Origin of the sequence: Streptomyces sp. NPDC001137 (assembly GCF_040298885.1) — a bacterium.
GTDB lineage: Bacteria > Actinomycetota > Actinomycetes > Streptomycetales > Streptomycetaceae > Streptomyces.
In genome coordinates this window covers 88,162-101,419 of record NZ_JBEPBA010000009.1, presented here as the reverse complement: position 1 = coordinate 101,419, position 13,258 = coordinate 88,162, and the positions used below count along the sequence as shown (strand labels likewise).

Below are 13,258 nucleotides of genomic sequence, written 5' to 3'. Positions count from 1 at the left end.
ATCGAGCCGCACCCTGGCGTGATCTACGTCATGACGGTTCCGGCCGGCCGGACAGCGACGTGTCGCGTCCGGCCGGCCGGAACCGTTGCGCCGATCAACCGCCCGTGCCCGCTCGGGGCAGCGGGCGGATGCGGCTTCAGCCGGTGTAGGCGGCGAAGATCTTCGCGAACTCGTAGGGGGACTGCGGGATGTTGGTGCACTTGTAGAGCGCGCCGGTGCAGGCGTTGCGGTCCCGGGTGGCCTCCCAGAAGGCGAGCTCCCCCAGGTGCTTGCCCTGCGCGAAGGAGACCAGCTGGCGGGCGTCGGCCTGGTCGTAGATGTGGCCGTCGTCGTTCTGTCCGAGCATCGGTGTCACTCCGACCATCGCCCACAGCCGGGCGTCGGTCCTGCTCGGGTAGAGCGACTTCAGTTGGGTGAAGGTGCTCTGTGCGGCCTGGACGGCGGCGTCGCCGTAGTCGGTGCTGCGGTAGTAGTCCATGGCCATGACGTTCACCACGTCCAGGTCGACTCCGGCGTCGCGCGCCGACTGCACGACGTTCAGGCCGTCCGCGGTCAGTCCCTCCGGCAGGACGGGCAGCGTCAGCGAGATCCGCAGCCCCGGGTGGGCCTGCTGCAGGCGCGCCAGGGCCTGGGAGCGGCGGGCGACGGAGGCCGGGTCCGCGGAGGCCGCGCCTTCGATGTCGAAGTCGACGTACTTCAGGCCGTAGGCGGTCACCACCGCGTTGTACTCGGCGTACAGCGCGTCCACCGAGCCGCAGGCCTGGGCCAGTTCGATTCCGCTGGCACCGCCGAAGGAGACCTTGACGTCTCCCCCGGCGGCCCGGATGGCGTCGATCTGGTCCTTGGCCCAGCCGTCGCGCGGGTCGTAGGCGTTGAACCACATCGCCTTGCAGCCGGAGGCGGTGATGAAGGCCATCGTGTAGTTCCTCACGCCGCTCGCCGAGGCCATGTCGGGCATGCTCGGCGTGGGCCACGCCCCCATGTCGATGTACGGGGCGGTGAACAGGCCGCCGCTCGGCTGCTGGCCGCCGGCGGAGGTGGTGCCGCTGACGGCTGCGGAGTAGGCGGACACATTGCCCGCGGCGTCACGGGCCCGCACGCGGAAGGCGTAACTCGTGGCGGCCTGCAGGCCGGTGGCCGTGTAGGAGGTGCCGGTCACGGTGACGGGCGTGCCGCCGTCGCGTGAGATCTCGTATCCGGCGACGGATCCCGAGTCGTCGGTCGCGGCGCTCCACCGCACGGTCAGGGAGGAGGCGGTCGCGGAGCCGACGGTCACTGCGGCCGGGACACTGGGCGGTGTGGTGTCGGTGTTCGAACCACCCGTGCAGGACGCGCCGTTGAGCTTGCAGCCGGTGGGCGTGCCGGTGCCGTTGGACACCCATCCGAAGGAAGCGGAGGCGCCCGGCGCCAAGGTGCCGTTGTACTCACGGTTCTTGAAGGTGTAGTGGTTGCCGCTCTGGGTGAGCAGGGCGTCCCAGTACGAGCCGACGGTGGTGCCGGAGGGCAGGTCGAACTCGACGCTCCAGGCCGTCAGGGTGGTGCTGCCGGCGTTCGTGATGGTGTAGGCGCCCTGGTAACCGCCGTCCCAGGTCGACGCCTTGGAGAAGGCGGCGTTCGGTGCGCCCGCGGCGGAAGCGGGTGGGGCCAGGACCAGCAGGAGCAGCCCGGCGAACAGGGTGAGAAGTACCGATGGTCTTCGCATGTGCTGCCTCCACTGGGGGGTGGGCGCGGGGGTGGCGTGTGAAGCCGCAGAGTTGGTCCATACCAATGCTCTGGCATGTACATACCGATCAGCCGTCCGGCCGTCAAGGCGTGCGCCCGGTCCGAACGTCGTGGAGCGTGGCGGTTTGGCAGGGAGTCCGCTCGCGCTACCAGGTCGGGCTACTGCGGAAGTACGGGCCGTCGACGGCGACCCGTCTCGCGGAGCGGCTGGGCGTCAATTCCGGGACAGCCAGCTATCACCTGCGCCAGCTCGGCGCGGCCGGTTTGTGCTCACGCCCGTCTGGGCCAAGGTGTCCGGCAACGGGCCGACAGCCATCGGCCTGACGGGCAGCGTGCAGGGAGCAGCGGCAGTCGCGGGAAGCCTGATCGCCGCGGTGGCCGCGCACCGGCTGCCCCGCAGAGCGGTGTTCTTCACGGGATTCCTGCTGGCCGGGGCACCGAGATTCCTGATCCTCGCCGCCGATGCCCCCTTGGGGGCCGTGCTGGCCGTCTTCGCCGTCAGTGGATTCGGTTCGGGCTTCCTCAACCCGGTGCTGGGCGCCGTCCTCTTCGAACGGGTGCCGCGCCGGATGCTGGGGCGGGTGAACGCGCTCGGGGATTCGCTGGCCTGGGCCGGTATCCCTCTCGGCGGACTGCTCGCCGGGGCGGCGGTGGCCTCCGTCGGCCTGGTGCCGGTGCTGCTCGCGTGCGGGACCGTGTACTTCCTCACCACGAACCTCACGGGCCTGCGGCCGGAATGGCGCGAGATGGACCGCGGCCGCAGCCGAGGCCTCGTCACTCCGCACACCGACGAAGACGCTCCGCGCGGCAGCGCGAACGCCACGACATGACATGCGCAGGCGGGGCGAGCCTTTTCCGCTTCCTGCCTCTCACGTGCCATGACCGGCTCCTGCCGCCCTCGGGGCGGGCATTAACCTGGCGGTACTGCTGTTCCACCTGAGGACGCCTGCACAGCAGCCCCGACCGGCGTCACCCCGGAACAGTCGAGAACGGAACGGGCGACATGAGCGACACACAGACCGGCAACCGCATACAGGCCGCTGTACCGACTCCGGACAGCGACCTGCTCGAGCGGATACGCCGGCACCGGCGGCACACCCTGGAACTGCTGACCGTCTGCGCCGTCGCTCTCGTCCCCTGGACCGTGCTGCTCGGGGTGACCCTGCCCTCCGGGTACCGGGTCCACCACTGGCGCGTCACGTGGGTGGGATTCGACGTCCTCCTCGTGGTCGCGATGGCCTCCACCGCTCTTCTGGGATGGCTGCGGCACCGCGCCGTCATCCTGGCGGCTCTCGCAACGGCCCTGCTGCTGATCTGCGACGCGTGGTTCGATGTGTCTCTCGCCTTCGGCACCTCGGAGATCTGGCTGTCTGCGGCGCTGGCCGTGTGCGCCGAACTGCCCCTGGCGTTCTATCTGATCCGCCGGGTGATGGGGATGATCTCGCTGGCGCAGTGGCCCTCCGCCACGGCCGTGGCGTGCAGCGATGAGCAGGCCACCGACCTGGACACCCTGACCCCCTGAGGAATCCGCCGCTTTGCCGGGCTTCAGGTCGTGGGCTGCTGTGCCCTGGGCGTGACCTTCTCCGGGTGCGGATGCGACGGCGCCACCCGCAGCAGTCGGGCCGCCCAGCCGGGCAGCTGCCAGTTCCACGGGCCGAACAGTGACACCAGCGACGGAACCAACAGCATCCGCACGATGGTCGCATCCAGGAGGATGCCGATACCAAGGCCCGTCGCCAGCGTCTTCAGATCGGTGCCGGGGCCCGAGGCGAGCGCGGCGAAGGCGAGGAAGAGGATCAGGGCGGCGCTGGTGACCAGCCGGCCGGTGCGGCCGATCCCCTCGATCACGGCGGCGTCGGTGGAGCGGCCGGCGTCGTACTCCTCGCGGATGCGGGAGAGGATGAACACCTCGTAGTCCATGGACAGGCCGAACAGGAACGCGAAGACCATCAGCGGGATCCAGAAGGTGATCGCGCCGGTGGCCGCGATGCCGAAGACCGTGTCGGAGCCGTGACCGTCCTGCCAGAAGATCACCATCACGCCGAGGGTCGCCGCGAGTGAGAGCAGGTTCAGCAGGACCGCCTTGAGCGGCAGCAGCAGCGAACGGAAGGCGCGCACCAGCAGGACGTACGTCAGCAGTGCGATGATCGTGAGCATCAGCGGGAAGTTGCCGTAGACGGCGTGCATGAAGTCGATCTGTGCCGCGCCGATGCCGGCGACGCCGATGACGCCGGGCAGGCCGTCCGCGGCGGTCTTGACCCGTTTGACGACGCCGACGCTCTTCGAGTTCACGGTCTCGTGGTCGGGAATGACGACGACGATGCTCTGCCCGGCGCGGTTGCCGGCCGGCCCGGAGGGCACGAGCACGCTGCTCACACCGTCGATCTTGGCGAACCGGGCGGCGGCCGTGCGGGCCTGGTCGGTGCGGACCAGGACCTCCATGGGGGTCAAAGCACCGGTCGGCACACCGCCGCGCTCCAGGGTCTGCAGGCTCTCGTAGGCCGGTCCGCTCTTGGCCAGCGACTCGGAGGAGGCGAGGCCGATCTTGACGCCGAGGAAGACGCCGGTCAGAGCGAAGAGCGCGCCGAGCGCCACGGCGGCCGCGATCCAGCGCCGTCGTACGACAGCAGCCGTCCACCGGCTCCAGAAACGGCTGGCCCGGTTCTCGTGCCGGATCTTCGGCCAGTCGACCTTCGGCCCGATGCCGCCCAGGATCGCCGGGGTGAGCGTGAGCGTCGTCAGCACGCTCGCCAGCGGGATGAGGGCTCCGCCGTAGCCCATGCTCCGCATGAACGGGACCGGCAGGACCACCAGCGCCAGCAGACCGATCGCGACGGTGACGCCGCTGAACAGCACGGCGTGTCCGGCGCGTTCCATCGCGACGACGACCGCGTCGTGGTTCTCCCGGCCGTGGTCGCGCTCCTCGCGCCAGCGGGTGACGAACAACAGCGAGTAGTCGATCGCCACGCCCAGGCCGATGAGGGCGACCAGGAACTGCACGATGAACGACACATCGGTGGCGTAGGTGAGCGGCAGCAGCATCACGAAGGTCGCGAGGATCGACACCGCGGCCACCACCAGCGGCAACAGGGCCAGGAAGGACGCGAACACGAAGGCGAGTACGGCCAGCGCGCCGACGGCGCCGAGGAGCGTCTCCCCGAGGACGCCCGGCCCGCCGCCGTTGTCGCCGCCGGAGGCCAGCACGTCCTCCCCCGTCACGCCGACCGCAGCGCCCGTCGGCGCGGCGTGCTGCGCCGCAGACCGGATCGGATCGGTCAGCAGCTTCTGGCTGGGCGACGGGTTGAACCGGTAGAACACCAGGGCGTAGGCCGTGCGGTCGTCCTTCGTCCGGAACGCCTTGTCCCCGGTGTTCGCCTCGTCGATCACGCGTAGGCCGGGGGCTGCCGTGCCGACGGCCGTGAACATCCGCCCGACGTCACTCTCGTGACCGGTGATCGTCTGACCTGCGGGGAGCGTGACCGAGACCAGATAGGGGTTCGTGTCGCCGCCGCTGCCGAAGGCGCGCTCGATGCGGTGAGCTGTCACCGTGCCGGGCTGGCCGGGCAGGGAGAAGTCGATCGTCAGCCGGTCCGTCGTCCGGCCGGCCAACAGGATGCCGGCGACGAGCACCAGTCCCCAGAACGCCACAACCGCCTTGCGATGCCTCAGAACGAACTCGGCCCACCGTCGCATACCCGGACCTTCCCCACGTTTAGGTTGCGGGAGTTTAGCGCTGTGCCCCCTTCTTCCACTATCAGATGGATCGATGAAGTTTGCTGCGATCCGGTCTCCGTGTCGGCCTGAGCCGTCGTACGGGCGCTCGGCCGGCGGTGGGCTCAGCTCCGACCGGTCAGCCCCCCTCCCAGGGCACCAGGGCTGCCCGCGCCGGAGAAGATCACGACGGGGTGGGCCGGTGTCTGGTGGAGGACCCACAGGCCCATCAGGGTGGCGAGGGTGAAGACCACCGCGATCAGGGCGGCCGGCACGAGGCGGCGGCGGCGCTCGCGGCGCAGCCAGTCGCCGCGGGCCGTGCGGTAGGTGTCGGGTGCGGTGTGTCCGGGCCGTACGGTCGCCGCATCCGCTGCCGACGACCGAGGCGCCGTACGTCGAGTCGCGTATCGACCGGCCCGAGCAGGCCGACTAGCCGCGGGTGGGACGGGTTCATGAACACGCGGGGTTGGGTGCGGAGAGTGCGCCGGTATCTGCGTGAGCTGACCGGGGAGGCGGAGTACGGCCGCTACTGCGAGCGGCACCGGCGCCATCGTCCGCTCGCTCCGGTCCCCACCCGCCGCGCATACCAGGTGCTCCGAGCTCTCCACCGCGAGGAGCACCCGCACAGCCGCTGCTGCTGGGGGCGGGTGCGCATCCATGGGTGATGCGCACCCGCCTCACGCGCGAGGAGGTTCACCGTCGAGGGCGGGATGCTGGGCCATCTCGATGCTGAGTTGTGCGCCCAGTTCCGCGAAGCCCAGTGCGGCCGCCACACGTCGGGAGGCCGGGTGCCGGGCGCGCCACTGTGGCAGCAGCCCCGCGGTGAGGGCGTGCGCGACCGTTGCGGAGCCCGTCACCCTGGCAAGTCCGCGCCCTCGCGCCTGTGGTGCGGTCAGTACGCTGACGTGGGCGGTTCTGCACGGCCAGGTTCGGTATCCGGCGGCGGCGACCACCCGACCGCGCTCACGGACCACGAACGCCGGCGACGTGATCTCGTCCAGACCGGCCTCACCGGCGTCCTCCGGTCCCGCCATCCTTTCCAAGTGCCTCAACTCGGGGTCTCCAGCGGGTAGTTGGTCCACCGGCAGCGCACCGGGGCGCACGGGCCGGAAGCGCTCCGATGACACGTACGACAACGCCGCCGGGCCGAGCACTCCGCTCACGGGCAGCACCGTGCGGACCGCTTCCGCGTCCACGGCAGCATCCACCGGGAGTCCCCGCACTGCGTCGCGAACGATCGCGCCGACGGTCTCGCTGGGCACGGTCACGATCGCAGAGCCGCACAGAGCCACTACGCCGACCCAGCCCGCCGGGCACATCCCGGATTCCGGGGAGACAGCCACATGGACACCGCCCCGCGGCGGAAACAGGACCGGTACTCCGGCGAGGTCCTCCCACAGTCGGCGGGCTCCGGCCACCAGCGGATCGGTCCACATGGCCTCGATCCTGTCAGAGGCAGGAGGACAGCCGGCGGTCGGCGTCCGATAGGTCCTCCCCTGGTGTGGCCCGTACAGCAGCGTGATTGGCTGGCCCCGGGCAGTGCAACAACACACCGGAGGGCACGCAGGCATGAGCAACGGCTACACCTACGAGTACAAGGTCGTCAGTTTCCGGGAGTCGCTGATCGGCGACGCGCTGGACAGCGACAAGCTGGAGAAGGTTCTCAACAAGCATGCCGAGGACGGCTGGGGCCTGAAGGCGATCACCTCTGCCGACGTCAAGGGGCGCATCGGCCCCGGCGCGGTCGAGGGCCTGCTCCTCACCTTCGAGCGGCCCCGCGCATAGCGCCGACTGCATCATTGTTTCCAGCGTCGGGTCCGCGCACTGCGCGGGCCCGACGCTGTGTCAGCTGTGCCCGCCTGGGGTGCTGAGCGCTGCGGCGCGCAGGGCGGCTGCCACGCGGGTGACCGGTTCGCTGGGTGGGTGCGGGAGGCGGGCGAGGAGCAGCCGCCGTTGTTCCTGGGGTCCGCCGCGCACCGGGAGGATGCGTACGCCCGGCGGGGCGGCGGGGGCGAGTGTCGCGGGCACGGCGGTGAGGCCGCACCCGGCGGCGACGAGACGGAGTTTGGCCAGCCAGTCGCGGGCGGTGTGGGCGATCTCGGGTCGTTCGTCGAGGCCGGGCCACACTCCCATCAGCCGGTCCTCACCAGAACCGGCGCTCCCGATCCAGCGCTGCCCGCGCAGGTCGGCGACGTCGACGAAGTCGCCACGGGCCAGGGGGTGACCGGCGGGCACCGCGAGTTGCAAGGCACGTTCGCCGAGCGTCTGCAGGGTGAGCGGGGGCGACTCGGTGTCCGGCGGGCGGAACGGCGGCAGCGAGGCCAGGAGGGCGAGGTCCAGGGTGCCGGCCCGCAGGGCGCGCACCAGCGCAGGAGTGGTGCCTTCCCGGCTGACGACGTCGAGCCCCGGGTCCGTGCGGCGCAGCATGGCCAGGGCCGCGGGCAGCAGCACGGCTCCCGCGCTGGGGAACCAGCCCAGGCGGACCGTGCCGGACTGCTCGGGCAGGCCGGACAGTTCGCGTGCGGTCGCGTCGATCTCGTCGAGCACGGTCGTTGCGCGGCGTATCACGACGCGGCCGGCCGCGGTCAGGCGTACCCCGTCGCGCCGCCGTTCCAGCAGCTCCGCGCCTGCCGCCCGTTCGATCGCGGCGATCTGCCGGGACACCGCCGACTGGGTGTAGCCCAGCGAGGCGGCGGCCGCGGTGAAGGTTCCCTGTTCGGCCACCGCCCGGAAGACACGCAGCGCGGTCAGCGACACATCCCTGAAGTCCATGACGATTACGCATACTAGCTGTGCTCAACTTTCGTTGGACTCATGGAGCCCGGCGTTTTTAGCTGAGGGCATGAATGCTTCACGAATCGCTCTCGTCACCGGCGCCAACCAGGGGCTGGGCCGCGCACTGACCGAGGGGCTGGCGGCCCGTATGAGCCCGCACGACCTGGTGCTGCTCACCGGGCGCGACCAGCGGCGCGTGGCGGACGCCGCCCGCGCGGTGGCGCAGCTGCCCGGTACCCGCAGCCAGGTGCAGGGACGCGTTCTGGACGTCAGCGACACCGACGCCGTCACCGCTCTCGCAGCGGAGCTGCGCGCGCGGTCCGGCGGCGTCGACGTCGTGATCTCCAATGCGGTCGCCCGTGTGCTGCCGGAGGAGTCGCAGGCCTCGCGGGCCGACGAGTTCATCGACGTCTCCAATACCGCCACCCACGCGATCCTCCGCTCCTTCGCCCCGATCCTGCGCCCGGGCGGCCGTCTGCTCGTGGTGGCCAGCAGCCTGGGCACCCTCGGCCACCTCGACCCGCGGCTGCACCCTCTGTTCGACGGCGCGAGCCTCGATCAGGTCGAGTCCGCCGTCGAGTCCTGGCGCAGCCGCATCCACGACAAGACCGCCGAGGAGGCGGGCTGGCCCCGGTGGCTGAACGTGCCCTCGAAGGTCGCCCAGGTCGCCGCCGTCCGAGCGGTGGCCGCCGAGCGCCGCGAGCGCGACCTCGCCACCGGCACGCTGATCGCCTCCGTGTGCCCCGGCATGGTCGACACCGCCACCTCCCGCCCCTGGTTCAGCGACTACAGCCAGGCCCAGTCGCCCGCCCAGGCCGCCCGCGCGGTACTCGACCTGGTCTTCGCCGAGCACGTCGATCCGGAGCTCTACGGCGAACTGGTGCGCTTCGGCAAGGCCCTGCACTGGCACGACGGCACGCCCCCGGTGGAGCAGGACCGGCTGCTCACACCTTGAGCGCATGGGGGTGCAGCAGCCCGGGGAAGGCGCTGCCGGCTCCGGGCATCGCCGCCGCCGGTCCCGACTTGCCCCAAGCAGCACATGCCGGTCGGTCCCGCGCGGGAGCGTCAGTGCCGGGCCGCGGTGGTGATGCTGCCTCCGTGTTCGCGCCAGGCCTGTTCGCGGAGTTCGGCCGACAGCCGTAGCTCCACCGCTGTGCAGGCCAGTGCCTCCGTCGCGGCGAGCAGCACGCGGCGGGCGCGGTCGGAGGCTGCTGCGGCGGCGAACTCGGGGGTGTGGTCGGAGCCGTCCGCATCCATGATCGCGACGAAGGGGTGGATCGCGGGCACGCGTCCGCTGACGTTGCCGATGTCAGAGGAGCCCAGGAACACGCCGGGCGCCGGCGGTGTGAGCTCGATGCCCGCGCGGGCCAGGTGCCGGGCGAACCGCAGGGACAGGGGCGCGCTGTCGCGGAAGTGCTCGTAGCGCGGTGTGGCCCGTCCGAAGGTGACCGTCGTGCCCATGGCGCGGGCCACGCCCTGCGCGCAGGTCAGCACCTCGCCCGAAAGGTCCTCCAGGGCGGTGGTCGTCGCGGCGCGCAGGCCGAAGAGGCCTTCCGCGTACTCGGGGACGATGTTCGTCGCCAGGCCGCCGTCGGTGACGATGCCCTGGACGTGTGACCCCTGCGGGAGACGGGGGCCCATGGCGGCGAGGGCGTTGAACAGCTGGATGAGGGCGGCGAGGGCGTCGATGCCCTCGGTGGGGTTCCCGGTCGGGTGGGCGGCACGGCCGTGGAAGCCGATGCGGTACTGCGTCTGGGCGGTCAGGGGCGCCCACTGCCAGTTGTGGACGCCGGGATGGAACATCAGGGCGGCGTCGACGTCGTCGAAGACGCCCGCCTCTGTCTCGGTGACCTTGCCGCCGCCGCCCTCCTCCGCGGGCGTGCCCACGGCCCATACGGACCCCGCGCCGTCACCGAGGACGGCCCGTGCCGCGAGCGCGGCGCCGAGGCCGGCCGCGGCGATCAGATTGTGGCCGCAGGCGTGCCCCAGGCCGGGCAGTGCGTCGTATTCCAGGAGGAGGGCCACCGCCGGCCGGCGGACGGTTCCCGCTCGCGCGGCGAAGGCGGTGGGCAGTCCGGCGAGCTCCCGCTGCACCGTGAACCCCTCGCGTTCGAGCTCGCCGCTCAGCAGCCGTACCGCCCGGTGTTCCTCGAATCCGTACTCGGGGTCGGCGTGCAGGGCCAGGGCGACCTCCCACAGCCGTTCCGCGCGGGTGGCCACCTCCCTGACCACCCTTCCGAGCGCCTCGTCCACCGCGTCCGCCACACCGGCCTCCCGAGGTTTTCCAGATACGTGTGTCTCTGTTCGGGTTCCAACAAGTCGGCCTCCCACACCGTTAACCCGCTGCGGGACGGGGCACTCGGGGGCTCCGGCGGATCCGGACGGGGAGCCGCCGCTTCTTGGCTGGAGGTGAAGAGGATGGGACACGGTGGAAACGTCATCGACGAGCTGATGACCGATCACCGGGAGGTCGAGGAGATCTTCGGCCGGATCGAGGCACTGCCGTCCGGCGACAAGGACCGCAAGGTGTATGCCGACCAGGCCACGATGGAACTCGTCCGGCACTCGGTGGCGGAGGAGGAGTACCTCTACCCGGCGGTGCGGGAACACCTCGTCAACGGCAACACCATGGCGGACCGGGAGATCGAGGACCACGCCGGGGCCGAGCAGATCATGAAGGATCTGGAGAGCTGCGACGCGGACGACCCCGAGTTCGACCGTCTCGTGGGGAGGCTGATGAGCGAGGTCCGCGCGCACATCGCCGACGAGGAGGAGAACCTCTTCCCTCAGCTGCGCACGGCATGCTCGCCGGAGGCCCTCGACGAGCTGGGAGACAAGATCCGCCAGGCCAAGAAGCTGGCGCCGACCCGGCCGCATCCCTCCGCACCCGACACTCCCCCGGCCAACAAACTGCTGGCGCCGGGAGCAGGGCTGGTCGACCGGATGCGTGACGCGCTGAGCGGGCGCGGCAAGCACTAGTGACGGGACACCGCCCGCCACCTGGACGGCCTGCTCTCAGGCCGGCAGTGCCGGCTTGAGCAGGGTCATCAGCTGGTCCTGGTGGAGTGCGGTTACCGGGGCGAGCAGGTCGGGGTGGCGCAGCAGGGCCGCGGCCCTCCGGTCGCTCTCGTCGGGGGCCACCAGGCGCCGGAACGCGGCGGGCGTTGTAGCCGTATGGCTGCCCTCGGCGAGAGCGGCCACCGCGAGACCCGCCAGTTCGGGGTCGCTCAGCAGACAGGCCGCCCAGCTGGCCACGACCTCGTCGACCCAGGTCCGCCAGGCATGAGCGTCGGTGTGCTGGCCGTCCGGGTCGTCCGCGCCGGCGATCCAGTCCAGCCGGGCGGATCCTCCGGGGCCGGCCATGCCGACCAGGGCGGCGTCCACCGGGGTGGGGTAGCGCAACCAGGCCGCGACCGTCACGGCCTGGCGGGCCTGCACCTCACACAGGGCCGAGGCCAGTGCGCCGCCGCCCGAGGGGTAGGCGCAGGTCAGCCACTGGGCGGTCGCCGCGATGAGCGGGGAGAGGTCTGCGAGCACTGCGAGGCCGTCCGTACTGCGTGGGGAGAGGGCAGGAGATGGTGAAAAACGGTAGCTCGCCGGCTCGGGCAGGGACATGCCCGCATCGGGTCCGGTGACGTGGCATCGACCACAGCGGCGCGGGGAACCCGGTGGGTCTCTGCACACGCCCACACCTGGGAGAGGGTCATGAGTCTTCTGCGTCTGGTCGGCCGCCCCATGCTCGCCTCCATGTTCGTCTCCGGCGGTCTGAACACGCTGCGCGCTCCCGAGGAGGTCGCTCCCGTCGCCGAGCCCGTCGTCCAGCCGGTCACCGAGCGGGTCGAGGCCCTGCCCGACCGCACCGAGCAGGTCGTACGGCTCAACGGAGCCGTGCAGGTGGTGGCGGGTCTGCTGCTGGCGAGCGGCCGTCTGCCCCGGCCGGCCGCGCTCGCCATCGCGGCCACACTGGTACCGACCACGCTGGCGGGTCACCGTTTCTGGGAGGCGGACGACCCGGAGGAGCGCGCCCAGCAGCGCATCCACTTCTTCAAGAACCTGTCGATGCTCGGCGGTCTGCTGATCGCCGCCGACGACACCGCAGGTGCTCCTTCGCTGGCGTGGCGTGGCCGGCACGCCGCCCATGATCTGCGGCGGGATGCCCATCTGGTCCGCCGGTCCGTGCGGGCCACGGCCCGGCCCGCCGCCGCGGTCGGCGGCGCCAGGGCCCGGCTGGCCCGCTGATCACCTCACCCCCGGGCGAGGAACCGCTCGAGGGCCGTGGTCAGTTCCGCCGGCTTCTCCACCGGCAGTTCGTGGCCGGCGTCGATGATGCGGACTTCGGCGTCCGGGTAGGCCTTGGCCATGCGCAGCATCTGGTGCACCGGCAGCTGGATGTCGTGGTAGCCGTGGATCAGCAGGGTGGGGATGCGGATCTCCCCGAGCCGGTCCAGGACGTCGAAGGCGCGCATGGCGCCGTAGAGCGTCATGACGACCTCGCGCGGGTTGGCGGCGGCCGCCTTGATGTAGGCGCGGACCTCCTCGCGGGGATGGCCGGGGGCGAAGGCGCGCTGGGTGTTGGTGGCGACGAACAGCTTGTAGGGGACGAGCGTCGAGGCCGCCATCAGCAGGCCCCGGCCGCGGCTGTAGGTCATGCGGGCGATGGAGCCGACCAGCACGAGCCGCTCGACGCGCTCGGGGTGGTCGAGGGTGAGGGTCTGCGCGGTCATGCCGCCCATCGAGTGGCCCACCAGGACGGCGCGTTCCACTTCGAGGTGGTCGAGCAGGGCGAGGACGTCGGCGGCCAGTTCCGCGATCGTGGGCACCCCCGCGCCGCTGCTGTCGCCGTGGCCACGCAGATCGAGGCGGATCACCCTGCGCTTCTCGGCGAAGTGCGCCATCTGGTGGTCCCAGCGGTGGCGGTCGGCCGTCCAGCCGTGGATGAACACCAGGGGCACGCCGTCGCCGTCGCGGGGGCCCTCGTCGTCGTACGTCAGCGTTGCGCCGTCGACTTCGAGCTGCGGCATCGTGCCTCCTGGATACAGTGCGGTTACTG

The 13,258-nt window shown here is 71.3% G+C and carries 14 protein-coding genes and 2 pseudogenes; 8 read left to right on the top strand and 8 right to left on the bottom strand.

Annotated elements, in window-relative coordinates:
* Positions 1–136 precede the first annotated feature (136 nt).
* Positions 137–1,702, bottom strand: a complete 1,566-nt coding sequence (locus tag ABT254_RS19580; protein ID WP_351471358.1) for a cellulose binding domain-containing protein — start codon at positions 1,700–1,702, stop codon at positions 137–139.
* A gap of 65 nt (positions 1,703–1,767) precedes the next feature.
* Here ABT254_RS19580 and ABT254_RS19575 point away from each other — a divergent pair.
* The 3 genes and pseudogenes from ABT254_RS19575 to ABT254_RS19565 form a co-directional block, all read left to right on the top strand.
* A pseudogene (locus tag ABT254_RS19575) lies at positions 1,768–1,986 on the top strand (helix-turn-helix domain-containing protein); the annotation flags it as partial.
* A gap of 2 nt (positions 1,987–1,988) precedes the next feature.
* Positions 1,989–2,552: pseudogene (locus ABT254_RS19570) on the top strand (MFS transporter); the annotation flags it as partial.
* Between the two features lie 173 nt (positions 2,553–2,725).
* Positions 2,726–3,244 carry a hypothetical protein gene (locus ABT254_RS19565; RefSeq protein ID WP_351471355.1) on the top strand — a complete coding sequence of 173 codons (519 nt, stop codon included), beginning with the start codon at positions 2,726–2,728 and terminating at the stop codon, positions 3,242–3,244.
* A 23-nt stretch (positions 3,245–3,267) separates the two neighbouring features.
* Here ABT254_RS19565 and ABT254_RS19560 read toward each other — a convergent pair whose 3' ends face one another.
* The gene (locus ABT254_RS19560) at positions 3,268–5,415 is read right to left on the bottom strand and encodes an MMPL family transporter (RefSeq protein ID WP_351471352.1); all 2,148 of its coding nucleotides are present in this window, start codon (positions 5,413–5,415) and stop codon (positions 3,268–3,270) included.
* 143 nt (positions 5,416–5,558) lie between these two features.
* Entirely contained in the window at positions 5,559–5,924 is a 366-nt protein-coding gene (locus ABT254_RS46550) for a hypothetical protein (RefSeq protein WP_450750429.1), read from the bottom strand.
* Here ABT254_RS46550 and ABT254_RS19550 point away from each other — a divergent pair.
* Entirely contained in the window at positions 5,886–6,098 is a 213-nt protein-coding gene (locus tag ABT254_RS19550; RefSeq protein ID WP_351471349.1) for a YbdD/YjiX family protein, read from the top strand. The genes ABT254_RS46550 and ABT254_RS19550 overlap by 39 nt on opposite strands.
* 12 nt (positions 6,099–6,110) lie before the next feature.
* Here the strand turns inward: ABT254_RS19550 and ABT254_RS19545 are convergent, their stop codons facing one another.
* Complete coding sequence (locus tag ABT254_RS19545) at positions 6,111–6,869, bottom strand: GNAT family N-acetyltransferase (RefSeq protein WP_351471346.1); 759 nt, start codon at positions 6,867–6,869, stop codon at positions 6,111–6,113.
* A 133-nt stretch (positions 6,870–7,002) separates the two neighbouring features.
* Here ABT254_RS19545 and ABT254_RS19540 point away from each other — a divergent pair, with 133 nt between their 5' ends.
* Entirely contained in the window at positions 7,003–7,218 is a 216-nt protein-coding gene (locus ABT254_RS19540; protein ID WP_266964598.1) for a DUF4177 domain-containing protein, read from the top strand.
* Positions 7,219–7,278: 60 nt separating this feature from the next.
* Here ABT254_RS19540 and ABT254_RS19535 read toward each other — a convergent pair whose 3' ends face one another.
* Positions 7,279–8,205: a LysR family transcriptional regulator gene (locus ABT254_RS19535; RefSeq protein WP_351471342.1), complete on the bottom strand. Its 927-nt coding sequence runs from the start codon at positions 8,203–8,205 to the stop codon at positions 7,279–7,281.
* A gap of 70 nt (positions 8,206–8,275) precedes the next feature.
* Here ABT254_RS19535 and ABT254_RS19530 point away from each other — a divergent pair, with 70 nt between their 5' ends.
* A complete protein-coding gene (locus ABT254_RS19530; RefSeq protein WP_351471339.1) occupies positions 8,276–9,163 on the top strand; it encodes an SDR family NAD(P)-dependent oxidoreductase in 888 nt (295 codons plus the stop codon).
* Between the two features lie 110 nt (positions 9,164–9,273).
* Here the strand turns inward: ABT254_RS19530 and ABT254_RS19525 are convergent, their stop codons facing one another.
* Positions 9,274–10,473, bottom strand: coding sequence for an amidohydrolase (locus ABT254_RS19525; RefSeq protein ID WP_351471336.1), 1,200 nt, complete (start codon positions 10,471–10,473; stop codon positions 9,274–9,276).
* Positions 10,474–10,626: 153 nt separating this feature from the next.
* On the opposite strand from ABT254_RS19525, the gene ABT254_RS19520 reads away from it, so the two are divergent.
* Positions 10,627–11,187 carry a hemerythrin domain-containing protein gene (locus tag ABT254_RS19520; protein WP_351471333.1) on the top strand — a complete coding sequence of 187 codons (561 nt, stop codon included), beginning with the start codon at positions 10,627–10,629 and terminating at the stop codon, positions 11,185–11,187.
* A 36-nt stretch (positions 11,188–11,223) separates the two neighbouring features.
* Here ABT254_RS19520 and ABT254_RS19515 read toward each other — a convergent pair whose 3' ends face one another.
* A complete protein-coding gene (locus ABT254_RS19515; protein WP_351471330.1) occupies positions 11,224–11,745 on the bottom strand; it encodes a hypothetical protein in 522 nt (173 codons plus the stop codon).
* 168 nt (positions 11,746–11,913) lie between these two features.
* On the opposite strand from ABT254_RS19515, the gene ABT254_RS19510 reads away from it, so the two are divergent.
* Complete coding sequence (locus ABT254_RS19510; protein ID WP_351471327.1) at positions 11,914–12,447, top strand: DoxX family protein; 534 nt, start codon at positions 11,914–11,916, stop codon at positions 12,445–12,447.
* Between the two features lie 5 nt (positions 12,448–12,452).
* On the opposite strand, the gene ABT254_RS19505 is transcribed toward ABT254_RS19510, so the two are convergent.
* Positions 12,453–13,229 (bottom strand): alpha/beta fold hydrolase, encoded by a 777-nt coding sequence (locus ABT254_RS19505; protein ID WP_351471325.1) that lies wholly within the window; start codon positions 13,227–13,229, stop codon positions 12,453–12,455.
* Positions 13,230–13,258: the final 29 nt, after the last annotated feature.